General features: G+C 72.7%; 19 protein-coding genes. 5 read left to right on the top strand and 14 right to left on the bottom strand.

The genetic code is table 11. The features are described 5' to 3' along the window. Positions 1 to 31 precede the first annotated feature (31 nt). The 6 genes from CCE02nite_RS00240 to CCE02nite_RS00215 all read right to left on the bottom strand — a co-directional run bounded on the left by CCE02nite_RS00240 (position 32) and on the right by CCE02nite_RS00215 (position 7,642). Positions 32 to 2,092 carry a glycoside hydrolase family 32 protein gene (locus tag CCE02nite_RS00240; protein ID WP_141387058.1) on the bottom strand — a complete coding sequence of 687 codons (2,061 nt, stop codon included), beginning with the start codon at positions 2,090 to 2,092 and terminating at the stop codon, positions 32 to 34. Between the two features lie 108 nt (positions 2,093 to 2,200). Continuing rightward, on the bottom strand, positions 2,201 to 3,169 hold the full coding sequence (locus CCE02nite_RS00235) for a family 43 glycosylhydrolase (protein ID WP_141387056.1): 969 nt from the start codon (positions 3,167 to 3,169) through the stop codon (positions 2,201 to 2,203). A 108-nt stretch (positions 3,170 to 3,277) separates the two neighbouring features. After that, positions 3,278 to 4,186, bottom strand: coding sequence for a carbohydrate ABC transporter permease (locus CCE02nite_RS00230; protein WP_141387054.1), 909 nt, complete (start codon positions 4,184 to 4,186; stop codon positions 3,278 to 3,280). A 3-nt stretch (positions 4,187 to 4,189) separates the two neighbouring features. Continuing rightward, the gene (locus CCE02nite_RS00225) at positions 4,190 to 5,155 is read right to left on the bottom strand and encodes a carbohydrate ABC transporter permease (RefSeq protein ID WP_141387052.1); all 966 of its coding nucleotides are present in this window, start codon (positions 5,153 to 5,155) and stop codon (positions 4,190 to 4,192) included. Between the two features lie 60 nt (positions 5,156 to 5,215). After that, positions 5,216 to 6,490, bottom strand: a complete 1,275-nt coding sequence (locus tag CCE02nite_RS00220; protein ID WP_255318542.1) for a sugar ABC transporter substrate-binding protein — start codon at positions 6,488 to 6,490, stop codon at positions 5,216 to 5,218. A 78-nt stretch (positions 6,491 to 6,568) separates the two neighbouring features. Then, complete coding sequence (locus CCE02nite_RS00215; RefSeq protein ID WP_141387048.1) at positions 6,569 to 7,642, bottom strand: LacI family DNA-binding transcriptional regulator; 1,074 nt, start codon at positions 7,640 to 7,642, stop codon at positions 6,569 to 6,571. Between the two features lie 374 nt (positions 7,643 to 8,016). On the opposite strand from CCE02nite_RS00215, the gene CCE02nite_RS00210 reads away from it, so the two are divergent. Then, a complete protein-coding gene (locus CCE02nite_RS00210) occupies positions 8,017 to 9,075 on the top strand; it encodes a hypothetical protein (protein ID WP_255318541.1) in 1,059 nt (352 codons plus the stop codon). Positions 9,076 to 9,210: 135 nt separating this feature from the next. Here CCE02nite_RS00210 and CCE02nite_RS00205 read toward each other — a convergent pair whose 3' ends face one another. Genes CCE02nite_RS00205 through CCE02nite_RS00180 form a run of 6 tightly spaced genes read right to left on the bottom strand, consistent with a single transcriptional unit; the run spans position 9,211 to position 15,683 of the window. Beyond that, positions 9,211 to 9,870 carry a transaldolase family protein gene (locus CCE02nite_RS00205; protein WP_141387046.1) on the bottom strand — a complete coding sequence of 220 codons (660 nt, stop codon included), beginning with the start codon at positions 9,868 to 9,870 and terminating at the stop codon, positions 9,211 to 9,213. Between the two features lie 40 nt (positions 9,871 to 9,910). After that, on the bottom strand, positions 9,911 to 11,386 hold the full coding sequence (locus CCE02nite_RS00200; protein WP_141387044.1) for an FGGY family carbohydrate kinase: 1,476 nt from the start codon (positions 11,384 to 11,386) through the stop codon (positions 9,911 to 9,913). A gap of 2 nt (positions 11,387 to 11,388) precedes the next feature. Continuing rightward, on the bottom strand, positions 11,389 to 12,048 hold the full coding sequence (locus tag CCE02nite_RS00195; RefSeq protein ID WP_087470396.1) for a KpsF/GutQ family sugar-phosphate isomerase: 660 nt from the start codon (positions 12,046 to 12,048) through the stop codon (positions 11,389 to 11,391). A gap of 32 nt (positions 12,049 to 12,080) precedes the next feature. Then, positions 12,081 to 13,640, bottom strand: coding sequence for a sugar ABC transporter ATP-binding protein (locus tag CCE02nite_RS00190; RefSeq protein ID WP_141387042.1), 1,560 nt, complete (start codon positions 13,638 to 13,640; stop codon positions 12,081 to 12,083). A 1-nt stretch (position 13,641) separates the two neighbouring features. Further along, the gene (locus CCE02nite_RS00185; protein WP_141387040.1) at positions 13,642 to 14,652 is read right to left on the bottom strand and encodes a substrate-binding domain-containing protein; all 1,011 of its coding nucleotides are present in this window, start codon (positions 14,650 to 14,652) and stop codon (positions 13,642 to 13,644) included. Positions 14,653 to 14,678: 26 nt separating this feature from the next. Then, positions 14,679 to 15,683 (bottom strand): ABC transporter permease, encoded by a 1,005-nt coding sequence (locus CCE02nite_RS00180; RefSeq protein WP_141387038.1) that lies wholly within the window; start codon positions 15,681 to 15,683, stop codon positions 14,679 to 14,681. Positions 15,684 to 15,834: 151 nt separating this feature from the next. Between CCE02nite_RS00180 and CCE02nite_RS00175 the strand changes: the two genes are divergently transcribed. From CCE02nite_RS00175 to CCE02nite_RS00165, 3 genes are read left to right on the top strand one after another with little or no spacing between them, the layout of a single operon-like run. Continuing rightward, entirely contained in the window at positions 15,835 to 16,785 is a 951-nt protein-coding gene (locus CCE02nite_RS00175; RefSeq protein ID WP_170227153.1) for a sugar-binding transcriptional regulator, read from the top strand. Then, the gene (locus tag CCE02nite_RS00170; RefSeq protein ID WP_141387034.1) at positions 16,782 to 17,444 is read left to right on the top strand and encodes a beta/alpha barrel domain-containing protein; all 663 of its coding nucleotides are present in this window, start codon (positions 16,782 to 16,784) and stop codon (positions 17,442 to 17,444) included. Before CCE02nite_RS00175 ends, CCE02nite_RS00170 begins: the two co-directional genes overlap by 4 nt. After that, positions 17,441 to 18,457 (top strand): LacI family DNA-binding transcriptional regulator, encoded by a 1,017-nt coding sequence (locus tag CCE02nite_RS00165; protein WP_141387032.1) that lies wholly within the window; start codon positions 17,441 to 17,443, stop codon positions 18,455 to 18,457. Before CCE02nite_RS00170 ends, CCE02nite_RS00165 begins: the two co-directional genes overlap by 4 nt. Positions 18,458 to 18,616: 159 nt before the next feature. Here the strand turns inward: CCE02nite_RS00165 and CCE02nite_RS00160 are convergent, their stop codons facing one another. After that, positions 18,617 to 20,518, bottom strand: coding sequence for a glucoamylase family protein (locus CCE02nite_RS00160; protein ID WP_141387030.1), 1,902 nt, complete (start codon positions 20,516 to 20,518; stop codon positions 18,617 to 18,619). 418 nt (positions 20,519 to 20,936) lie between these two features. Between CCE02nite_RS00160 and CCE02nite_RS00155 the strand changes: the two genes are divergently transcribed. After that, complete coding sequence (locus CCE02nite_RS00155) at positions 20,937 to 21,470, top strand: hypothetical protein (RefSeq protein WP_170227152.1); 534 nt, start codon at positions 20,937 to 20,939, stop codon at positions 21,468 to 21,470. 276 nt (positions 21,471 to 21,746) lie between these two features. On the opposite strand, the gene CCE02nite_RS00150 is transcribed toward CCE02nite_RS00155, so the two are convergent. Continuing rightward, positions 21,747 to 23,561 (bottom strand): DUF5979 domain-containing protein, encoded by a 1,815-nt coding sequence (locus tag CCE02nite_RS00150; RefSeq protein ID WP_141387026.1) that lies wholly within the window; start codon positions 23,559 to 23,561, stop codon positions 21,747 to 21,749. Positions 23,562 to 23,621: the final 60 nt, after the last annotated feature.

Below are 23,621 nucleotides of genomic sequence, written 5' to 3'. Positions count from 1 at the left end.
GGCCCGTCCCGCAGGCCGCGACGCGCGCCGGTCAGTCGCTGAGCGTCACGTGGTCGACCATGAGGTGCCCCCAGTCGCCGGTGGCGTCGTCGAGGACCTGGAGCTCGACCGTCTCGCCCGCCAGGTCGGCGAGGTCCCACTCGACGAGGCGCAGCACGCCGTCGCCGGTGCCGGTCGCGGTGCGCACGGGCTGCCCGTCGAGCAGCAGGTTGACCGACGTCGCGGGCTCGACGCCCAGCGGATGGTCACCACCCGCGACCCGGAACCGCAGCCACCGCCGGTCCACGACGAACGGGGCTGACGTGACGACCCCGGTCGCCGCGTCGGAACCGGCGAACGTGTCGAGCACGCGGTGCCCCGCCTGACCGGGTGCGTCGGACACCACGGGCGCGAGGTGGGCGAGCCCGCCCGTCGCGGACCAGCCCGCGGGGAGCGCGTCGCCCTCGAAGTCGGCGAGCAGCCTGGCCGGGGGCTGGTTCACGTCGGCGAAGGTCGTGATCGTCAGGTCGCGGAACACGGCCTCGCCTCCGACGGCGTACAGCGCGATCCCCACGTCCTCCGGCTCGGCGAACACCTGGCTCGAGTGCACGACGCGCCCGTCGTCGACGAAGACCTCGACCGTCGTGCGGTCCACGAGCACGGTGAGGCGCACCTCGTCGGGTGTCGCGCCCCCGGGCCCGGCCGCGAGCGCCGCGCGTGACTCGAGCTTCTCCCCCGACCCGTCGGGGTGACCCGTGCCGCCACGGTTGAGGTACGAGTACGGGGCGTCCCCGGCGAGGACCGTACCGACGTCGGCGTGCCGCGTCCCGTCCGCGGAGCGGCGGACCTGCAGCCCGGCGTTGCTCAGGAGGTTCGCGGCGTCCGCGCGCGCCACGGTCGTCTCGATCCGGTACGCGACCCCTTCCTGGTCGAGCGCGACGGGGTCGCCGGGCGCGACGACGACGTCGCCGACCATCGCCGTCGACGTCGCGTGGTCGTCGAGCGCGCTCACCGGCCGGGAGACGAGAGAGAATCCCGAGGGGTCGCCGGACGCGGCGAGCCGCAGCTCGCGCACGATCGAGTCCGTGCCGTTGAAGCCGTCGGTCTCCCACGTCCGAGTCGTGTACGGGTAGGCCCACGAGTTCATCCAGCCGATCGCGTACCGGCGGTCGAGCGGCGCGTCGGGATCCTCCCACGTCACCGCGCCGTACCAGTCGAACCCGTGGTCGAGCCACTGCGGGTCATGGACGTCCGGGGTGAACGTCTCACCGTCGAAGTCGCCGGTCCAGTACGCGTACGTCGCGGGGTCGCCCGTGAGGTAGCCGTTGGCGCTGATGCCCAGCACCCAGTGCAGCGACCCGTCGTCGGCACGGACGGGGAACAGGTCGGGGCACTCGATCATGCCCAGGTCGTCGCGCACGTACTCCGAGACGCGGTCCCAGTCCTTGAGGTCCGGCGAGGTCCAGAAGCTCACGCGGTCCGCCTCGGCGACGAGCGCGACCCACCGCCCCCGCTCGTCGTCCCAGACGACCTTGGGGTCGCGGAAGTGCTCGCGCCCCTCGTTCGCCATGACCGGCTGGTCGCCGTCGGGTCGGAACGTCCGGCCGCCGTCGGTCGAGTACCAGAGGAACTGCGCCTGCGGGCCGGACGCGTCGACGATCTCCTCGGGCGTCGGGTGGTCCATCTGCGTGACGAGCATGATCACCGCACCCGCGCCGAACCCCGCGGTGTTCTCGTGGTCCACGACCGTCGACCCCGACCAGAGGTCGTAGTTCGCGTTCGTGCCCTTCGGCGCGGCGACTCCCTGGTCGCGGAACACGACGCCGTCGGTGCTCGTGGTCAGTCGCCACGACGTGCCGACCTTCTCGTCGTAGTCCGGGTTGTAGAGGTAGTGGTACCGCAGCTCGCCGTCTACCCAGATCGGCCGCTGCGGGTCGTTCTTCCAGTGGTCCGGCACCGAGTGGTGGTAGACGGGCCGGTACGTCTCGGCGGTGAGCGCGGACGAGAGGGTGCCGTCGGCGCTCGCCGTGGGCGGGGCCGCCGCCAGCGGCACGACGAGCGTGGCGGCGAGCAGGACGGGGGCGAGCAGGCGCGGGGTGGTGCGGTACGTCATCGTGACTCCGTCGTCTCGATCGGTGCTTTAGGTATGCGAGGTAGAGCCGTGGTCCGCCGAGGTAGAGGCGTGGTAATGACCAGGCCTCTACCTCGGCGGACCAGGGCTCTACTTCGCGGGGGTCGGTCGCGAGGCGCGCTCGACGGCGAGGAGGCCGTCCTCCCAGCGGACCGGCATCGGGTCGCTGATGCTCCCGACGAACGACCCGTCCGGCGCGTCGTGGTGGAACGCGAGCAGCACCCACCGACCCGTGCGGTCGCGCACGAGCCGGCCGCTGTACATCGAGGCGTCGGTGAGCTGCTGTGCCGCGGCGACGTCGTACGGGCCGAGCAGCGACGCCGCCGGCGCGGCCCACACGCCGCCCGTCGTGCCCTCGCGCCGTGACGCGGACATGTCCGAGGCGAGGCACGAGAACAGCAGGACCGGGACGCCGTCGACCACCTCGACCTGCGTCACCTCGAGCTGGCCGAACCCCTGCCCGGGCGCCGTGAGCGGCGCGCGCAGCTCCCACGTGCGCAGGTCGGGCGACCACGCGTGCCCGACGACGCCCCGGTCGTCCGCAGGTCCGGTGCGTCCGCGCGCGGTGAGGAGCATGTGCCACCCGTCGCCGCGCGGGTCGGCGAACACCCACGGGTCGCGGAACGCCTCGTCGTGCCACTGACCGTCGGCGAGCGTCTCGTACCAGCGCGCGTCCGCGGCGAGCACGGGGTTCTCGCCCGCCTTGGTCCAGGTCGTCAGGTCCGACGACGTCGCGTACCCCACGCGCTGGACGTTGCCCGCGGGAGTCAGGCTCGAGCCCGTGTAGAAGAGGAACCACGTGCCGTCGGGGTGGCGCACGACGGAACCCGTCCACGTCGCGAGGTCGTCCCAGCCCCCCGCGTCGGACCGCACGAGCGCGTCCTCGACCCGGGTCCAGTGCACGAGGTCGTCCGACACCGCGTGCCCGATCGACGCGCGGTAGTGCCGGGCGTCCGGCTCGTGCAGCGCGCGCGAGGCGTAGAGGAAGAAGAGGTGGTGGCGATCGCCGTCGTCGGCGAACCAGAAGTCCCACACCCAGGAGTCGGGAAGCGTGAGCATGTGTCAGACACGGCCTTTCGGGAGGCTCCGCGAAGGAGTCGGAGGTGGTGCGCGCACACCGCGAGGGTGGGCCGTCCGCCCGGTCGGGCGGACGACGTCGGGCACGGGTCAGCCCTTGACCCCGCTCGCGGCGACGCTCGAGACGAACGCGCGCTGGAAGGACAGGAAGACGATCAGCACGGGCAGGGTGATGAGCGACGTGTACGCCATGACCTCGCCCCACGCGGTGTTGAGCTGGAAGAAGTACTGCATGCCGACCATCACCGGGCGCAGGTCCTCCTGCTGCACGACCATGAGCGGCCACAGGTACTGGTTCCACGCGGGCAGGAACGTGAGGATCGCGACCGTCGCGAACGCAGGGCCCGCGAGCGGGGCGACGATGCGCCGGTAGATGGTGAACCAGCCCGCGCCGTCGATCCGGGCGGCCTCGTCGAGGGACTTCGGGATCGTCGAGAAGTACTGCGTGAACAGGAAGATCGAGAACGCGTTCGCGATGAACGGCACGATCTGCACCTGGTACGAGTTGAGCCAGCCGAAGTCGTACTTGAGGATCCCGCCCTCCATGACGAGCGTCGGGAGCTTCGAGACCCAGTAGACCATCGGCACGGCGATGGTCTCGAAGGGCACGATGAGGGTCGCGATGACCAGGCTGAGCACGACCGTGCGGCCCTTCCAGCGCATGCGCGACAGCGCGAAGCCGGCCATCGAGTTGACGATCAGTCCCAGCCCTACGGTGAGGACCGTGACGAGCACCGAGTTCACGAGGAAGCGCGCGACGGGGACGCGGTCGAACACCCCGAAGTAGTTGTCGAGGCTGATGTCGCCGACCGGCAGGAACGCCCGGGGCGAGTCCACGTCCGCGAGGATCTGCGCGTCCGGCTTGAGCGACGAGACGAACATGAACACGAGCGGGAAGAGGAACACGATCGCGAGCGCGCCCATGGCGACGTACGACCAGACCTTGCGACGGCGCTGCACGTCGTGCGCGCCACGCGTGTCGAGGGATGCGGTGGCCATGGGTCAGTCCTTGTCTCGGGTCAGGAAGCGCTGGACCAGCGCGACGATCAGCACGAGCACGAAGAAGATGAGCGAGATCGTGGCGCCGTACCCCGTCTCCATCTCCCGGTAGCCCTTGCGCACCGCGTGGTAGACGAGCGTCGAGGTGGAGTTCACCGGGCCGCCCTGCGTCATGACGTCGATCTGCACGAACAGGCCGAGCGCCGCGATCGTGATCGTCACGAGGACGAAGACCATGGTCGAGCGCAGGCCCGGCCACGTGACGTTCGCGAACTGTTGCCACGGGCTCGCGCCGTCCATGCGCGCGGCCTCGTAGAGCTCTTCGGGGATGGTCTGCAGGCCGGAGAGCCAGATGAGCATGTGGAAGCCCACGGCCTGCCAGATCGACAGCACGATGATCGCGCCGAGCGCCGTGCTCGGGTCGTTCAGCCACGCCGTGCCCTGCCACGCGCCGAACGTCAGCGTGTCGATGAACGAGTTGACCAGGCCGTCCTCCTGGTACATGAACTTCCACAGGATCGAGACGACGACGATCGACGTCACGACCGGGATGAAGAAGATGACGCGGAACGCGGTGACGCCACGGATCTTCTGGTTCACGAGGACGGCGAGGAGCAGGCCGAGCCCCGCCTGCACGGGCACGACGACGAGCGCGAACACGAACGTGTTGATCGTCGAGCGCAGGAACACCGGGTCGGCGGTGAACGCCCGCACGAAGTTGTCGAGCCCGACGAACCGCGGCGGGTTCGGCGAGATGAGGCGCGCGTTCGTGAACGAGAGCCCGAACGCGAGGAGCACCGGGATCACGAGGAACAGCACGAGCAGGATCAGCGCGGGCGCGACCATCGCGAGCCCCGAGCGGCCCTCGCGGCGGCGGGCCGCCCCGCGGCCGCGAGGTCGCGGGGCGGGGTGGGCGACGTCGTCGGGCCGCGCGGGAGCCACGGGCGCGGGAGTGGTGGAGGTCGTCATGTCGACTCCGTCCGGGCGCGGGCGGGCCTGTGCCCGCCCGCGCCGGTCAGGAGGGACGGCTCAGAAGCCGTACCCGTCGTTGGACTGGATGTTCGCGTCGATCTCCGTGACCGCGCCGTCGAGCGTCGACTGCACGTCGGCGCCGTTCATGATGTCCTTCGCGGCCTTCTCGAAGGTCGAGGAGATCACCGGGTAGGCGGGCGTCTGCGGGCGCAGGACCGCGAGCTCCTGCGACAGCTCGACGAACGGGCGCAGGTCGCCGTCGGCGTTGAAGTGCTCGGAGGCCTCGGTCGCGCTCTCGGTCGACGGGATGACGACCTGGTTGTCGGAGAACGCCGTGAGGTACTCGTCGGCGAAGCTGAACTCCAGGTACGCGCGAGCGCCGTCGGCGTCCGCGCACGTGGACGAGATGCCCCACTGCCACGACCCGCCGCCGATCTTCGGCCCCTGCCCGAAGTCCGGCGGGGGCAGGATCAGCAGGTCGTCGCCGACGGCCTCGAGCGAGTCCGTCGCGTTCCACACGCCCGTGTAGCTGAGCGCGACCTCGTCGGCGTTGAACTCCTCGTTGCCGATCGTGCCGCCGTTGCTCGCGTACCCCTGCGCGAACGCGTCCTGGAACCAGGTGAAGAACTCCACGGCCTCCGGGCCGTTGAGCTGCCCGTCCGCGCTGAGCATCGTGTCGCGGTCGATCAGGTCGCCGCCCGCGCTCTGCAGCATGGGTGAGTACGCGTACGACCACCACTCGCCCGTGTCCTCGGCGCCGATGTCGAGCGGGGTGTCGTAGCCCGCGGCCTTCAGCGTCGCGAGCGCGGCGTCGAACTCGTCGATCGTCCACGGCTGGTCGATCGTCGGGATCCGGATCCCGTTCGCCGTGAGCACGGACTCGCGCGCGAAGATCGACAGCGCGGCGTCCCAGTACCCGGCCGAGTAGATGTCGCCCTGGTACGTCCCGACGGCGGTCGGCAGCAGCGAGTCGGTGAGCTCGGCGGGCAGCCCGAGCGGCTGGATGTACCCGGCCCACGCCCAGTTGGGCACGATGGGTCCGTCCATGTCGAGCAGGCAGGGCAGGTCGTCCGCCGCCGCGGCGGCGACGATCGCGTCGTTGTACGCGCCCTGGGGGAACGACTCCTCGACGACCTCGTACTCGTCCTGGGACGCGTTGAAGTCCTCGATGATCTGCTGGTAGACCTCGAGCTCGGCCGGGTTCCCGGCGGAGTGCGTCCACATGGTCAGCTGCACGGGGCCGTCGCCGGAGCCGCTGCCGCCGCCCTGGCCGGCCTGGCCGCACGCGGTGAGGGCGAGGGCCGACACGGTGGAGACCGATACGATCGCCACGAGGGATCTGCGGTTCATTGCGGTGTTCCTCTCTCGGTACCGGACCTCCACGTCCGGCACCTGCTCGGTGACCTGCCTCTACGAGGCGGGTCGCGGGGTTGTTCCTGGTCCGTCGCCGGCTGGAGTTGGCGCTGCTGCCGGCGGCGGACCCACCGAGTCCCGACGGACGATCGGGCACGGCATGAGATACGTGCTCCCGCGCGGGGGTTCCCTGACCCCGAGCGCGACCTCCGTCGCCCAGCGCCCCATCTCGGCGTGGGGCAGGGCGACGGTCGTCAGGGGCGGGTCCTGCTCGCCCGCGACGAGCTGCTGGTCGTCGTAGCCGACGATCGAGACGTCCCGCGGGACGTCGAGGCCGCGGCGGTGGGCCGCGACGTACGCACCGACCGCCATGCGGTCGTTGAAGCAGAAGATCCCCGTGGGTCGGTGGTCCGCGGGCAGGTCGAGCAGGTGCCCGACGGCGGCCCGCCCGCCCGCGGCGGAGGTCTCGGCACGCACGTGCAGGGCGGGGTCGGGCGTGATCCCCGCCTCGGCGAGCACCTGCAGGTAGCCCTCGTGGCGCAGGCGCGACGCGACGGGCGGGTCGTCCTCGTCGACGTCGACGTACGCGATGCGGCGGTGGCCCGCGGCGACGAGCTCGCGCACGGCGGCGACGCCCCCCTCGCGGTCGTCGGGCACGACGGCCGGGAAGCCGCCGTCCGCGGGCCGGCAGTCGAGGAACACCGTCCCGGCGGGCAGCCCGGCCGGGACGTCGACGACGCGGTGCCACATCGCGGCGTAGATCATCGCGTCGACCTGCTGGCCGACGAGCGCGCGGATGGCCTGCTCCTCGACCGCCCGGTCGCCCTCGGTGTTCACGAGGAAGAGCAGGTACCCGTGCTCGCGTGCCACGTCCTGGGCACCGGCGAGCATCCGGCCGGCGAACGGCGTGGTCGCGATGGTGTCGGAGATGAGGCCGATGGTCCGCGTGCGCTGCGTCCGCAGCCCGCGCGCGACGGTGTTGGGCGTGTAGCCGACGTCCGAGGCCGCGCGACGCACGCGCTCCTGCGTCTCCGGCGAGATCCGCTCGACGCGGTCGTTGAGGACGAGCGACACGGTCGCGGTCGAGACGCCGGCTGCGGCGGCGACGTCGGAGAGGCGCGCTCGGGCCATGCTGTCCACCCACTTCCTCGTGTCGTGGTGACGTCTGCGTCGATCTGCTTAATCGTTTGAACACGAGGAGTGTGCTCCCCGTCGATCTGTCCTGTCAAGAGGGCTCGTGCCCCGCGCGGGACCCGCCCGGCACGGCGGGCGACACGAGGCTGTCGGCCGCGAGCAGGAACGCCGAGTCGAGCTGCCCGTCGCGCGCACGGTCACGCCGGCGCCGGCGAGCGACGCGCCGACCGTCGCGGCTCACCGGTCCGCGACGGCGCCGCGGCCCCGTCGCGACGACGTTCGGCAGTTCTCATTATCGTGTTGCCCCTGGTCACGGACCCTCGGGAGAGTAGCTGGAGTCCCACCCGCTCTCTCACCGTGGAGTCAGCACGATGGACGCACACCGATCCCCTGGCACGACCCCGAGTCCCGCTCACCCGGCGCGCCCCGCACGCCCGGGCACCCCGGCTCCGCTGAGCCGCCGGAGCCTCCTGCGCGGCGCGGTGGTCCTGGGCGCGGCGACGGCGGCCGGTGGACTGCTCGACCTCACCGCCGCGGCTCCGGCGCAGGCGGCAGTACCCGGCTTCCCCACCTTCAGCTACCTCGGCCAGCCGCTCGACAAGAGCCGGCTGCGGTACAACCCGACGAACGAGCTGATCTTCCCCTCCGTCCGCCACGTCGCCGGACGCGTGACGAACCCGCTCGGCCGCTGGTACATGTACTACGCGCCCCACGACGCGCCCGGCGGGATCTGCCTCGCCTACGCGGACTCGGTCACGGGTCCCTGGCACGAGTACGACGCGAACCCGGTCATCCCGCGCACCTGGGCGAGCTTCGACGTCAGTCACGTCTCCAGCCCGGACGCGTTCTGGAACCCCGCGGACCGCAGGATCTACCTGTTCTTCCACGGCGAGAACCACACGACGCGGGTCGCGAGCTCCGCCGACGGCCGCAGCTTCACCTATCACAACCGGGTCGTGGGCACCTTCATGCTGCCCGGCGTGAGCGAGACCTCCTACGCCCGGGTCTTCCCGCACCCGACCCGGTCCGACCTGTACATCATGCTGTTCATGGGCAACCACGGGGGCACCCGGAAGATCTACATCGGCTGGTCGAGCTCGCTGACGTCCGGCTGGCAGGTCAAGCCGGAGCCGCTCATCTCCCCGAGCGCCGGGGAGGGCGGTCAGCTCTCGGGAGCGCACTACTGGTCGCGCAACGGCGGCGGGCACGTCGTCTACCACTCCGGCTCGGGGAACATCCACGTCGCACGGGTCGGCACCGGCTTCGACCGCGAGGACCACCTCGGGGTCCTGTACGACTCACGGTCGGGGGCACCGGACGCCGGACGGGCCGCCGCGCCGTCGTTCGTCGAGGTCGACGGACGGCTGCACATGTTCTACGAGGCGGGTCAGCGCGGATCCACGACCATCGCCCTGGCCCGCGCAGACTGATGCCCCCGTCACCGGACCGGGTCGGTGATGACCGCGAACGTGAGGTACCGACCGTTGCCGAGCGAGACAGGATGCCCGGCCCCGGGGAGTCGGGGCCAGCCGCCTGCTCGGCCCGACGAAGTCCGTCGCGTCGGCTCAGCGAGCGGCGTGAGCGTCGACCTCGAACTGTGCTGCGGCCGCGACACTGTTGGTCTCGTCCAGGAGCTGGCCGCACAGCTGCGTCGAGAGCGTGAAGTCCTCGATCCCGCGGGCCGCGAGCGCCGCGACCTGGGTGGTGTCGCGCAGGCTCGCGGCGAGCACGCGGCACCCGCCGTCACCGCTCGCCCGGACGCGCCGCAGCGTCGCGTGGAGGTCGGCAGTCTGCTCGACGCCGTCGAGCCCGAGGTCCCCCATCCGTCCGACGTAGGGCGCGACCCAGCCCGCGCCGGCCGCGTCCGCGAGGAGCGCCTGGGACGCGTGGTAGACCGCCGTGACCAGCACGGGCACACCCTCGCGCGTCAGCCGGCGGGAGACGGTGAGCCCGTCGCGCGTCGCGGGCAGCTTGACGACGACGTCCGGCCCGAGGGCGACGAGCTCCCGGCTGTGCGCCTCGAGCGCCGCCTCGTCCGGGCCGACGGCCTGGAGGAACACCGTCCCGGCACCTGCCGCGCGCGCCCACCGGTGGACGGCGGGGACGTCGTCGACCGTGAGCCCCGACCGGTACAGGATCGTCGGGTTCGTGGTGACACCGGCGAACAGGCCGGTCGCGAGGAGCCGCTCGACCTGGTCGCGGTCGGCGGAGTCGATGTACAGCATGCGTTCTCCCTGGTGGTGCGGTCGGTCCGCTGTGGTGCGGTCAGGCCCCGGGCGGCCGGGGCCGGTCCGCGACCGTGGCGAGCAGGTCGTAGTAGGGGGCGTCGATCGCCGCGGGGCGGTCGCGGGGCGGCACGACGTCGAGCACGGGCGGCGTCCACGACGCGGCGACGCCCGCGACGGTGGTGCCCTCGACGACGGCGACGGCCTGGACGCACGCCCCGCGCGCCGTCGCCTCGGGGGCCGCACGACGGACGACGGGCCGGCGGAGGGCGTCGGCGAGGACCTGCCGGTACGCGAGCGACCGGGCACCCCCGCCGTTGACGACGACCTCGCCGCTCGTGTCGACGCCCACGCGATCGAGTGCCCGGGCGGCCCCGACGAGCCCGGCCACGACGCCCTCGAACGCCGCCAGCGCGAGGTCCTCCCGGGTGGTCTCGCCCGTGATCCCGCCGAGCACGCCGGTCGCACCCGGCCGCCGAGGCGTGCGCTCGCCGTCGAGGTAGGCGACGAGCGTCGGGCGCCCCTCCCGGACGGGCGCGGCGAGCGCGAGGCGCTCCAGGGTCGCGTGGTCGACGTCGAGGAGTCGCGCGAAGGTGTCGGTGACCTTGGCGGCGTTGAGCGTGCAGGCGAGGGGCAGGTACCCGCCGGTCGCGTCGCACACGGAGTCGACGATGCCGAGCGGGTCGACGACGGACGTGCGGCGGGGGCTGAAGACGACGCCGGAGGTGCCGAGCGAGACGCCGAGATCGCCCTCGACGAGGCCGAGCCCGACAGCAGCGAGGTGCTGGTCTCCGCCCCCCGGCCCGACGAGGACCCCCGGCCCGAGCCCGAGCTCGGCCGCGACGTGCGGGCTCACGGTCCCGGCCGGGGTGTCGGGCCCGAGGACGGTCGGGAGGACGTCCGCCCACCCGACCGCCGGCGAGACGAAGCGCTCCAGGAGCTCGGGCCGCCAGACGCCGCGGTGGACGTCGAGGTAGCCGGTCCCGGCGGCATCGGACCGGTCGGTGACCATGGCTCCGGTGAGCCGGTAGGTGAGGTAGTCGTGCGGCACGAGGACGTGCGCGACGCGCTCGAGGAGCGCGGGCTCGGTCTGCGCCACGTGCGCGAGCTTCATGATCGTCAGCGCGGACGACGGCGCCATGCCGACGTCCTGCATCCACGTCTCGAGCCCGTGCTCGCGGGCGATCCGCGCCGCGTCCGGGCCGGCCGTCGTGTCGTTCCACAGCGGCGCGGGGGCCAGCGGCTCCCCGCTCCGGTCGAGCAGCACGAGCCCGTGGCACTGCGCTCCCACGGCGAGCGCGACGACCTGCGCCGCGTCGGCGTCGGCGTCGCGCAGGGCGCCGGAGAACGCCGCCCGGAACGCGGCCCACCAGTCCCGCGGGTCCTGCCGGCTGACCGGGGGCGCGGTGCGGGGGTGAGGGGCCGACGCGGTCCCGACGAGCGCGCCGTCGTCCCGGCGGCGCAGCTCGACGGTGCAGGACTGGGTCGACGAGTCGACCCCTGCGACAAGGTCCATGGCTACTTCCAGTAGGGCTCGAGGGGCGGCAGCTCCTGGGGCGCCTCGTCGATCTTGCCGACGGCCCCTGACGGGTGCGAGTGCAGGACGTTCGCCCACGAGTACCCGCGCATCCGCATGAGGACCACGGCGAGCGCGTCGCCCCAGGCTGCCGTCACGAGGGTAGAGCCCATCGCGATGACCTCGCCGGGGTCGATCCCGGGGATCATCGTCAGCTCGACCACGACGTCCGCGTTCCGCGCGAGGCGCGAGGAGGCGTCGGCCGTGACCGCGACGACCGTGTCGACGCCGCGCTCCTTGGCGCGCACCACCAGGTCGTTGATCTCGTCGCTCCCGCCCCCGCGGGAGATCGCGACGAGGATGTCGCCCGGGGCCATCGCGCCCATCGTGCCGTGCAGCGCGTCCGCACCCGAGATGAACACCGACGGGGTGCCGGACACGGAGAGCAGGTGCGCCATGCGGCGCGCGACCGCTCCGGACGTGCCGGCCCCGGTGACGAAGACCTTGCCCGTGCACTCGTACACCCGCTGGACCACGTCCAGGAACACGTCTCCCAGGTCGGTCACGCTCGCGGCGACCCCCTGCGCCTCGTGCGCGACGACGGCCCGGGCGGTCTCGAGCACGGCGGCACGGCGTCGCGTCGTGGTGTCGGGGATGGTCATGGGTACTCCTCGTCCAGGGGTTCTCGGTGTGGTCACGCGGCGCTCCAGGCCGCGTGCCGCAGGTCCACGGAGGACAGGTCGCCGGCCGCGACGACGTCGCCGTCGCACCGGCCCTCCGTGAGGGTGACGACGTCGTCCGCGAGCTCGAGGATCTCCTCCTCCTCGCTGGACACGACGACGACCGTGAGCCCGTCGTCGTGCGCGAGCGAGCGCAGGAGCCGGTGGATCTCGGTCTTGACGCCGATGTCGACGCCCTTGGTGGGCTCGTCGAGCAGCAGCACGCGCGGCGCCTGCGCCAGGACCCGGGCGAGCAGCACCTTCTGCTGGTTGCCGCCGGACAGGCGCTCGACGGGTCCCTCGCGGTCCCCGCGGACCTGCATGCGGTCCATGAGGGCCGCCGCCTCGCGGCGCATCCGCCGCTTGTCGAGCAGGCCGAGCCGGCGGTACCGGTCGAGGACCGGGAGGACGACGTTCGTCGTCGCGTCCAGGCCGCCGACGATGCCGTCGACCTTGCGCTCCTCGGTGAGGTAGACGAGCCCGCGCCGCTGGGCCTCGGCGGGGGTCGCGGGCCGGTACGGCGCGCCGTCGAGCTCGATGCTCCCGGCCAGGACCCTGTCGAGGCCGACGAGCGTGCGCAGCAGCTCGGTGCGGCCGGCGCCGATGAGCCCGTAGACCCCCAGCACGCGGCCGGGGTGGGCCGTGAGGCTGACGTCGGCGAGCGCGGGCGTGCGCAGGTTCCGCACCACGAGGGACGGGCGCGCGCCCGCGTCGAGCGGGACGACGTCGGTACGGTGCGCCGCCTCCGTGACGCCACCCGTCGAGGCGACGGCCTCGTCCCCGGCGATCGCGTGCACGACCGCCTGCCGGTCGACCGTGCGGGCCGGGCCGGCGATGCGGACCTCCCCGTCGACGAGCGCGACGACGTGGTCGGCGACCGCGTACAGCTCGTCGAGCTTGTGGTCGACGAGCAGGATCCCCAGGCCCTCGGTGCGGGCCAGGTCGCGCACGGTCTCGAGGAACCGCTCGACCTGCCCGCCCTCGAGGCTCGTCGTCGGCTCGTCGAGCAGCAGGTAGCGCGCGTCGCGCGCCACGGCCACGGCGATCTCGAGGAGCTGGCGGGTCGCGACGGGGTAGGCACCGAGCTTGCGGTCGACGTCCACCGCGAGCCCGAACCGGTCCGCGAGCGCGCGGGACTGCTCGCGCATGGTGCGGCGGTCGAGCGCTCCCCCGCGCGTCAGCTCACGACCGAGGAACACGTTCTGCGTGACCGTGAGGTTCGGCAGGAGCGACAGCTCCTGGTAGACGGTCGAGATCCCCGCGTCGAGCGCGGCGGTCGGCGAGCCCTGGGGCAGCGTGCGGCCGTCCACCGTCACCGTGCCCTCGTCGGCGGGGTGCGCCCCCGCGAGGACGCGGAGCAGCGTCGACTTGCCGGCGCCGTTGTGCCCGACGAGCCCGGTCACGGTGCCCGCCGCGAGCGTCAGGTCGATGCCCTTGAGCACCCGCACGTGCGAGAAGCTCTTGACGATCCCGCCGGCCCGCAGGGCGCCACCCTCGGCGGCGCCCCGCGGGACCGACGTGGCGACGTCGGTCATGTCAGCCGACCTCCCCCGGCGCGGGGGTCTCGCCGACGGTGAACGCCTTGAGCGGCAGGAGGATCTCCGGCTCGACGTCCTCGCCGTCGACGTACGCGCGGATCTGCTCGGTCACCTGGGTGCCGTAGCTCTCCGGCTCCTGGGCGACGCAGCCGCGGTACACCTCGGTGAGCGGCTCCTCGGAGGCGCAGAAACCGTAGAGCGCGACGTCGGTGCGGTTGCCCAGCGCCTGGAGCGCGCCGTAGACGGCGGGGCCGGTCGAGGCCCAGATGACGTTGACGTCCTGGTTGCCCTGGAGCATCTCGCCCGTGACGCGCAGCGAGTCGTCGGGCTTGACGTTGCCGTCGACCTTGGCGACGACCTCCGCGTTCGGGTCGGCCGACACCGCGTCGGTGAAGCCCTCGTCGCGGATCACGACCGGGCGCTCGTCGGGCTCGGTGATGAAGCCGATGCTCAGCGTCGCGTCGGCGCCGAGGTCCTCGAGGACCTTCTCGCCCATCGCGCGGCCGCCCGCCTCGTTGTCCGCGCCGAGGTACTGGACGATCGTCGCGCCCTGGGCGGCGAGCGCGTCCTCGTCGACGATGACGTTCACGGTGAAGACGGGCACGCCCGCGTCGTTCGCCGCCTTGACGATCCCGGCGGCGGGCTCCGACTTCACGGGGTTCAGCGCGAGCGCGCACGGGTCCTTCTGCAGCATGGCCTCGACCTGGGCGAGCTGCTGGGCGTCGTCGTCGTTCGCGACCTGGACCTCGACGTCGAACCCGTTGGCGGCGCCGCCGTCCTCGAAGCCCTGCTTCATCGCCACGTAGTACGGGTTGGTGAGGTTCGGGAGGCTGACCGCGACGTACGGGTTCTCCCCGTCGCACGAGGCGGGCAGCGTGGTCTCGGCCTGGTCGGTCGAGCCGCTCCCGCTCGTGTCACCGGTGCCGGTGCCGGTGTCGACGGCCGAGCAGGCGCCCGCGAGGGCGAGTGCGGTCACGGCGAGGGCCGAGACGATGATCTTGCGTCGCATGAGTACTCTCCTTCGAGCGGTGGGGGTCAGGACGTGGCGCCGGAGGCGCGGCGTGGTTGGAGGAGCTGGAGGAAGAGGCGTCCTCGTCCTCCGGTGGTCGAGAGCGAGCGGCGGTAGGTGTCGAGGCTGACGCCGGCGAGGATGATCACGCCGATGACGAGGGGCTGCCAGAAGCTGTCCACGCCGACGACGTTCATGCCGTTCGAGACGGTCGCGATGAGCACCGCGCCGAGCAGCGCGCCACCGATCGAGCCGACCCCGCCGAACAGGCTCACCCCGCCGACGACGGCGGCGGCGATCGAGTAGAAGAGCTCGTTGCCCGACCCGGCGGACGGGTACCCGACCATGAGGCGCGAGGTCGTCACGACACCGGCGAGGGCGGCGCACAGGCCGGAGACCGCGTAGACGAAGAGGGTCGTGCGCCCGGTGTGGATGCCCGCGAGGCGCGCGGTCTCCTTGTTGCCGCCGAGTGCGTAGATGTGGACGCCCGTGCTCGTGCGCGCCAGCAGGACGCTGAAGACGACGGCGACGAGCGCGACGATGAGGATCGGCGTCGGGATGCCGAAGACCCCGCCGCGGCCGAGGAAGGCGAACATCGGGTCGCGCACCGTGACCGACGCGGCGCCCGTGAGGATCATCGGGATGCTGCCGGCGATGCCGAACATCGAGAACGTCGCGATGAACGGGGGCAGGCGCAGGTAGTGCACGAAGATCCCGTTGACGAGGCCCACCGCCACGCCGACGACGAGCGCGAGGACCGTGGCGGCCCACCAGGGCAGGCCGGCCTGCATGCCGAGCGCCGCGGACATGCCCGTGAGGGCGAGGTTGGACCCCGTCGAGAGGTCGATGCCGCCGGTGAGCAGCACGAAGGTCTGGCCCAGGGCGAGCAGCGCCACCACGGCACCGTTCAGCAGCAGGACCTCGAAGTTCCCGGCGGTGCGGAAGTTCGGGGACAGCAGACTCATCACCACCACCACGAGGACCAAGATCCCCGCGATCCCGACCTCGTCGGGGACGCGTCGTCGCGACATGTACTTCTCGCCTCCTTGCGGGTGCTCATATGAGCACTCGATTGCTCGTATGTCGATAGTATGAACACCACGAGGCCACAAGCAACGCGCCTCGATCACAGATCGGTAACATATGTGCAGACGAGCGCTCAGATGAGCAAGAATGGGTGACATGACGGACTTCTCGCGCCACGAGCTCGCACACGTGGCCCGCCGCTACTACGTGGACTCGGCCTCCAAGGTCGAGATCGGCGAGGAGCTCGGCGTCTCACGGTTCAAGGTCGCCCGGATGCTCGAGCAGGCGCTCGAGGCCGGGATCGTGACCATCACCATCGACGACGCCGGCGTCGTCGACCCGGCCCTCTCCGCGCGCCTGCGCTCCCACCTCGGCCTGGACGAGTGCCTCGTGGTCCAGGGCCGCGACACCGTGGCCGAGCTGCGCGAGGACGTCGGCGCCGCTGCCGCCGAGCTGCTCACCCGGTCCCTGCGCCCGGGCAACACCCTCGGCTTCGCCTGGGGGCGGACTCTCACCGCCATGACGGAGCGCCTCACCGCGCTCCCGCCCGTCACCGTCGTCCAGCTCACCGGCGCGGTCGGCTCCGACCTCTCCGACTCCCCCGTCGAGGTGATCCGCCGCGTCTCCCTGCGCGCCGGCGGTGACGCGCACGCGATCTTCGCCCCCCTGGTCGTCGAGGACGCCGCGACCGCCGCGACGCTGCGTCGCCAACCCGACATCGCCCGTGCGCTCTCTCTGTTCGACCGGGTCGACGTCGCGGTCGTCGCGATCGGCTCGTGGGACCCACCCATCTCCCAGCTCCGCGAGGTCCTCGGGCGCGACGAGCGTGACGACCTCACCGCGCGCGGGGTCCGCGCCGAGATCGCGGGCATCCTCCTCACCGCCGAGGGCGACCTCGTCCCCGACTTCGCCGAGCGGTGCCTGTCGATCTCCGCGCGGCAGCTCGCCCGGGTACCCCAGGTGATCGCCGTCGCCGCCGAGCACGAGAAGGCGGCTGCCGTCCACGCCGTCACGCGGTCCGGCCTCGTCTCCGCCCTCGTCACCGAGCAACGGTGCGCCGAAGCCCTGCTCGACCTCCCGCCCGTCGCGCGAGGCACGGGCCGATGAGCGCCCCCCGCACCCGCGTCGCCGCCTCGTTCTGGTCCACGCCGCGCGACCGCGTCGCCGCGGAGGCCGACCGGCTCGCCCGGGTCGGGCTCCGCACGGTCCACTGGGACCACACTGACGGGCGCTTCGCCGCGCCGGGAGGTTTCACGGCGGCGCAGGCGGCAGAAGTGACGGCCGGCAGCGGGCTGGCCGCCGAGGCGCACCTCATGGTCGAGGAACCGCTGCGCGAGGTCGACCGCTGGACCGACTTCTGCGAGCTCGTCGTCGTCCACGCCGGGACGCGCGACTGGCGCGCCGCCCTCGACCGCGTCCGTGCCCGGGGTGCGCGCGCCGGCGTCGCGCTCTCGCCCGGCGTCGAGGTGCCGGAGGTCGAGCCCGGGACGGACGTCCTCGTCATGTCGATCACCCCCGGCCTGGCCGGCTCGACGTTCCAGGTCGACGCGCTCGCCACGGTGGGGCGCGTCGTCGGCCCGGGCCACGCCGTCGGCCTGGACGGCGGCGTCACGCGCTCGATCGTCCCGCAGGCGCTCGGCGCCGGGGCGACGTGGCTCGTGTCCGGGACGGACCTCGTCGCGAGCGAGGACCCGCTCGGCTGGCTGACGGCGGCGCGCGCCACGGAGGTCGCTCCGTGGCGCGACGGGGACGAAGGAGCCGGATGAGCGCCGCGCGGCCCGGTCGGCGGAACGTCCCGCTCGCCGCCGTCGCAGCCGAGGCCGGGGTGTCCGTCCCGACCGTGTCGAAGGTGCTCAACGCGCGCACGGACGTCTCGGCGGCGACGCGTGAGCGCGTCGCCGAGGTTCTACGGCGCCACGGCTACGAGATCCGGCCTCCCAGCGCCAAGCGGACGGGCCTCGTCGACGTCCGCATCGTCGACCTCGAGGGTCCGTGGTCGGAGGCGGTGGTGCGCGGCGCGGTCGCGGAGGCGCGGCGCCTGGGCCTGGACGTCGTGCTGTCCGTGGAGCTGGACCCCGACGACTGCGGTGCCTGGGTCCGGCACGCGCTGGCCCGGGGCACGGACGGGCTCGTGAGCGTCGTCGCCGTGCCCGACGCCGAGGCGCGCGCCATCCTGACGGAGGCGGGCGTGCCGCTCGTCGTCGTCGACCCGCGCCACCGCCCGCCCGAGGACGTGCTCAGCGTGGGGGCCGCGAACTTCCAGGGCGCGTTCGACGCGACGACGCACCTGCTCGCGCTCGGCCACCGGCGCATCGCGACGATCACCGGCGTCCCCGAGCAGGACAACGCGATCGCCCGACTCGCCGGCTACCGCGCCGCGATGATCCGGGCAGGCGTCCCCGTCGACGACGACCTGGTCTGCCTGAGCACGTACGGCGTGCCCGCCGGCTTCGAAGGGGTTCAGCGGCTGCTCGCCCTCGACGAGCCGCCGACCGCTGTCTTCGCGTGCAGCGACGACACGGCCCTCGGTGCGCTACGGGCTCTGCGGGAGGCAGGCCTGTCGGTGCCGGACGACGTCTCGCTCGTCGGGTTCGACGACCTCCCCGTCGCGGCGTGGACCGACCCGCCGCTCACCACCGTCCGCCAGCCGCTCGTCGAGATGGGCGCCTCGGCCGTCGAGCTCGCGCACCGCGCGCGCACCGCGAGCGGGCACACGCTGCGCACCGAGCTCGCGACGAGACTCGTCGTCCGCGAGTCCACCGCTCCCCCGCGGTCATGAGCCGATCCCGGCGCGGCCCGGGCGTGCGGCCCCGGGCGGCCCTGACGTGCGGTCCGGACGCACGCACCCGACGCACGCTCGGACCACGACGAACGGGAGGGGCGCGGTCCGCGCCCCTCCCGTCGTCGCGCGTCGGTCGACCGGAGTACCGACAGCCGGTCAGCCGCAGGAGACGCCCGCGTAGCGGTACGACAGCTCCTGGGTCGTCGACCCGTCGTCGGCCGTGACCGTCACCGTCGCGGTGCCGGACGGGATCTCCGCCGTGCGCGCCGCGAACGACTGGTACGCGCTGCGGTGCGGGGCGACGTCGTCGAACGACCGCGTCCCGTAGGCCGTGGCGAGCGTGACGTCCGCGCGCCCGCCACCCGTGCTCGTCGCCCGGACGGCGACGTGGGCACGGCCCGCGAGGCAGCGTGCCTGGACCTGGACGTCGGCGCCCACACCGGGCGTGAGGTCCGCCGTGGCCGAGAAGGTCTCCGCCTCCATGAGGGGGCGCAGGCGCTGCTCGAGCTCGTCGTCGACGAAGTAGTCCTTGAGGCGCGAGTCGTCGAGGACGTTGCCGATCGCGGCGACGATCATCGCCTGGTCGAGCGACAGGTAGCGCTCGGCGACGGTGCCCGACCGGACGGCGACCGCGTCGTAGAACCCTCCCGGCCCGTAGGCACCGAGGTCGTCGGCGAGGTGGGCGAGGTTGTCGAGCACGCCGTCGGTGTCGTACGCGAGGCCGAGGAACGACGCGTGCGGCGTGACGACGCCGTCGCCGAACTCCGGCGCGGGGTCGGTCGCCTCGCGGCAGCCCTCGAACCCGAGGTCGACGTCGGTCTCGCCGTCGGACAGGTAGCCGTCCGAGCGCAGGCCGATCGCGTCGACGCCGTACTCCGCGTACCCACCGAAGGGGTTGCTCGCGGGCGAGAAGCCCCAGGCCCCGTAGCCCGCCTCGTCGAGGCCGTGCTCCTTGTGCGCGCGCACGACGAGCGGGTGGTTGACGCCCCACGACGTCGGCCCCCACTCCGCCTCGGGGACGAGCATGTCCGGCATGAGCGCCTCGAACATCGAGCCGCCCCAGCCCGGCACGACCGCGAGGTCGCGGTAGCGGTACGCCCCCTCGAACACGGGGACGCCCAGGTACTCGCGCTTCTCACCGATCGGCTTCTGCTCCTGCCACGACCAGTCGCACGTGTCCGGGAACGTCCGGTAGCTCGCGTAGTACGCCTCCGGAGGCACCTCGCCCTCCGCGATGCCGAGGTACGTCGCGATGCGCGTCTCCGAGACCGTCGTGTCGTAGTGGTGGCACGTGTAGTAGACGTCGGTGCCCGTGCCGAGGTAGTCGCCCGCGACCGAGCACCCGGGCGGCTCCTCGTCCCAGAACCCGCCGCGCAGCAGCCCGACGCCGAGGTCCGGACGTGCCTGCGGGTTGTAGAACGCGCCGAAGTGCATGTCGTCGTAGATCGCGCGCGCCTCGTGCGCGAGGCTCGGCTCCGCCTCCGCGACGACGCGCAGCCCCGCGGCCAGCCAGCCGTTGTCCACCGAGCTGAGGAACTGGTGCACCTGGTTGCCGTCGTCCGGCCAGGTCTCGACCCTGTCGCCGGTCGCGGGGTCGTACCAGTTGTAGAACATCCCGCTCGCGTCGTGCCGGTCGAGGGCAGCCAGCGTGTGGAGCGTCGTCGCGAGACGATCGTGCGCCACCGCACCGTCCACCAGACCGAGGTCGCGCGCGACGACGGTGGACCACAGCCACCCGCCGATGTTCGTCGGCGACGTGTACGCGCTGCTCGACTCCGGGTCCAGGTCGCCCTCGATGTTGTCCGCGGGCAGGCCGGTCCGCTCGTCCGTCATGGCGACCAGCGACGCGTAGGTGTCCCCCACGTACGTCTCGAGCGTCGCGCGCTGAGCCCCCGTCAGATCGGGCCGCCCGACGTCGGGCGTCGCGGTCGTCGGGACGGCCCCTGCCGCCGCGGGGACGGTCAGTCCGGTCACGAGCGCCACCCCGCCGACGATCCCGGCGACGGCCCTTCGGCGGCGTCGCGTCAGACGGTGCTCGCGGTCGGTCGATCCTCGCATCAGGCACTCCTTCGTGTCGGTTCGAAATTTCGTAGACGGTTTCCGAACGTGGCGCCGGAGGGTAGCCCGGCGACCGTGGAGCGTCAACGGTGTCGACGCGAGACCGGCCGCCGACGTCCCCGGGCCGGCCCCCTGCGCCGCCCCGGAGACGTCGACGGTGATGACGACCCCGGAAGCGCGGGGAAGACCTCCCCCACACCTGGACCTCGGGCGTCGCTATGGAGGACACGGGGCGCGTCGCGCTATGACGCGACCTCGGCGACGGCACCGGACGGATGCGCACCACCCCTTCAGGCGGGCCTGCGTCATGCAGCCCACCGCGTCGTGTCCACCTTGGTGGGACGCCACCCCACGTGGTGCGCGTCGACGAGGTCCAGCGGTCAAGGCCCTGGCGGGCCGAGGGAGCGAAGAAGGAATGGTGCTGGAGAAGTCGCAGCTCGTCGATGGGGCCGTCGAGGGTCCTGTGGACCCTCCCGGCACGCGACACCGACGCCACCGGCGCGGGCGCCGCGGCCGGATGCTCGTCGTGGGCGCGTGCCTCGCTCTGAGCGCCTTCACCACCGGGTTCGTCGTCACCGCGACCGTCAGCCTCTCGACGCAGCGACAGCTCGATGCGCTCACCCTGACCCACCGCACGGCGGACACCCGGGTTCGCCAGGCAGAGGACTCCTTGCGCGAGGCGGTCTCCACCGGTAGCCAGGTCTACCGCGCCTCCGAGGGGCGGGTCCCCGACGACGCCGTGCGCGTCGCGCTCGCCGGCGAGCTCGAGGACGCACAGGACGTCCTGCCCGACGAGGAGAGGCCCGGGTACGAGGATCCGCGCTTCCGCTTCTTCGCCCACGCAGAGGCGTCGATCCGCGACGCAGACCTCGAGCGCGCCTCGTTCGAACGGCACACCGCGTCCGTCGCAGCCGCGACGGCTGCGGTCCGTGACGCGCAGGACCGAGAGTGACCGGCCCAGCGAGCGTCCGGAGATCCGATGCGCAGGCGGCGATCCGAAGGAAGCGCGCGGGCCGCCTCGCCCGGAAGGGTGGGGGGCGAGAGCGACCCGCGCGCCACCCGAGGCTGTGACGCCTCGGGCGAGCCACGCGCAGACGGGAGGAGAGAGCACGCGTGGCCGTTGGTGTGACGGTCGGGACGGTGTCGGGCGACCGCCACGTCTGTCAGGACACCAGACGGAGGGGCGGATGACGCCGGACGCTCGTCCGCACTGCCTCCGGCGCTCCCGTCACGAGGCTCGCGCCCTGCGGGACAGCAGCACGGCCGCGAGACCGAGGGCGAGGAGCGCCGCGGCGACGGCGACCGCCGCGGTCACCCCGGCGCCCGTCGTCGCGAGCGACGACCCGGGCTCGGCCGGCTCAGGCTCTGCCGGGTCGACGGGCACCGTCGGCACGTCGGCGTGGTTGGTCAAGGTGACCTGTACCGTCGTCCCGTCGCCGACGACCACCCGGGCGTTGCCGTTCGCCAGGACCTCGACGCCGTGGCCCGAGAACACGGGCTCCTTCCAGACCACTCCCTCGACCGTTGCCGGCTCGACCTCGTCGAGCGTCACGACGGCGCCCACCGGGAGGTCCGCGAGGTCGGACGTCGTCCCGTCGGACACGACCATCTCGCCCGACACCTCGCCCGCGCCGGTGTCGTACGTGTACGCGACCGTGTACTCGGTCGCGCCGGGCACGACGTCCGCGGCGTCCCCTTCCACGAGCTTGGTCACGGCGATCCGGCCCACGTGCGCGTCGAACGTGTTGGTCGCGACGACCTGGATGACCTCGGGCGAGTCCGCGGTGACCTCGATCGGCCCCGCCGGGGCGAAGGCGACCCGGTCGGCGCCGCCGTCGTGCGTCTCAACGAGCTCGCACGTGGCGCCCACGGGCACTCCGGCGAAGCTGATCGTCCCGCCGGCCAGCACCTCGGCGGACTGCGGGAACCCCGGCAGCGGGCTGCCCTCCTCGTCGACGCACGCGAGCTCGAACGCGAACGGTCCCACCGCTGTGTCCGCGCCGTCGCCGTCGACCTGCTTGAGCACGAGGATCGAGCGCATGCCCTCACCGAAGGCGTCGCCGCCGGCCCGCACGTAGCGCGCCACCGCCGTGACCTCCCCGACGGACGTGCCCGCGACGGTGTTCTCGAACCTGTCCCCCGGACGGACGTCGTCCGGGAGGGCCGTCTCGTAGCTGATCGCGTAGACGAAGCCCTCACCGCGGGCGTCCGGCACGCTGAACGTGAGCTGGTGGGCTTCCGGCCCGTTCTCGAGGGTGAACTGGTCGCCGGTGAGCGGGGTCGCGGCAGCCGCGAAGTTCCCGTCGTTCCAGTCCTCCGCCGCGAAGTAGACGATCGAGAAGCTGTCGGGGTCGAGCGTCAGGCGAGGGTCCCGCGTGTCGGTCAGCACGACGGGCTCCCCGTCCTCGTCGGTGAGGTACTCGCCGGGGATCAGCACCTGCCAGGCGATCGTCGACCTCGCGAGGTCGAGCTGTCCGCTCTTGCGGGGCGTCGTGGGCGCGGGGTTCTCTCGCACGCCCACACCACCCCCCGGGACGCCGGCAGGGATCTCGACGCCTCCACCCGTCGTGAAGACGATCGTGTCCTCCTCTGACGTCTCCGTCACCTGGACGAGGAAGTGCAGGCTCCCGTGGACGCCCGTGTGCGTCGCGACGTACTCGCCGAGGACGCACACGATCTCCTCGACCTCGACGGTGCACGAGCCGACGACGGCCTCGGACGGGTCCTTCATGTCGAAGGTGTCCCGGAACCCGACGACACGCGGTGTCGTCGGAAGAGCCAGTCGGAACGTGTCGCCAGGGTGGGCGCTGTCGGGCACGGCCCACGTCGCGTCGACGCGGACGGAGTCCCACTGCTCGACGGTGCCGCTCGGGTGCGAGACCGTGACGCCGGTGATCGCGTCGATCTCGACGGCTGCCGCGGACGAAGCGGCGGCGGTCACGCCGACGAGCCCGAGCAGCAGCGTCATGGTCGATGCCAGCGCCGTCGTGAGGGCAGGTCGTCTGCTCGCCCGTGCCGGGCGGGCCGAGGGCTGGATGGACATGCTCCTCCTCGCAGAGATCATGGAGGGGATCCGATGGATCCCCGTACATGACTCCTGGAC

The sequence above is a fragment of the Cellulosimicrobium cellulans genome, from assembly GCF_006539945.1.
In the GTDB taxonomy this organism is placed as follows: Bacteria; Actinomycetota; Actinomycetes; order Actinomycetales; family Cellulomonadaceae; genus Cellulosimicrobium; species Cellulosimicrobium cellulans.
This window is presented reverse-complemented; position numbering and strand designations above follow the sequence as displayed.